The 450-nt window shown below is 49.8% G+C and carries 1 protein-coding gene and 1 pseudogene; both read left to right on the top strand.

Annotated features, from left to right (window positions below; genetic code table 11):
- Positions 1–149, top strand: a pseudogene (locus BGK49_RS29705) (IS3 family transposase); the annotation flags it as partial.
- 41 nt (positions 150–190) lie between these two features.
- A partial coding sequence (locus BGK49_RS18245; RefSeq protein ID WP_000567716.1) for a transposase occupies positions 191–450 on the top strand: 260 nt, incomplete at its 3' end.

The following is a 450-nucleotide window of genomic DNA, read 5'->3' as shown; positions in this document are numbered from 1 at the left end:
TGGGTTACGTAAGCTTCAGCGAGGCAGCTCACGCCATAACGGACTATATCGTTGGATATTACAGCGCACTAAGACCGCACGAATATAACGGTGGGTTACTAGACTGGCCCCCTGAATCTCCAGACAACCAGTATCACTTAAATAAGTGATAGTCTTAATACTAGTTTTTAGACTAGTCATTGGAGTACAGATGATTGATGTCTTAGGGCCGGAGAAACGCAGACGGCGTACCACACAGGAAAAGATCGCAATTGTTCAGCAGAGCTTTGAACCGGGGATGACGGTCTCCCTCGTTGCCCGGCAACATGGTGTAGCAGCCAGCCAGTTATTTCTCTGGCGTAAGCAATACCAGGAAGGAAGTCTTACTGCTGTGGCCGCCGGAGAACAGGTTGTTCCTGCCTCTGAACTTGCTGCCGCCATGAAGCAGATTAAAGAACTCCAGCGCCTGCT

This window comes from Shigella sp. FC1544 (assembly GCF_001722145.1).
GTDB lineage: Bacteria > Pseudomonadota > Gammaproteobacteria > Enterobacterales > Enterobacteriaceae > Escherichia > Escherichia coli.
This window is presented reverse-complemented; position numbering and strand designations above follow the sequence as displayed.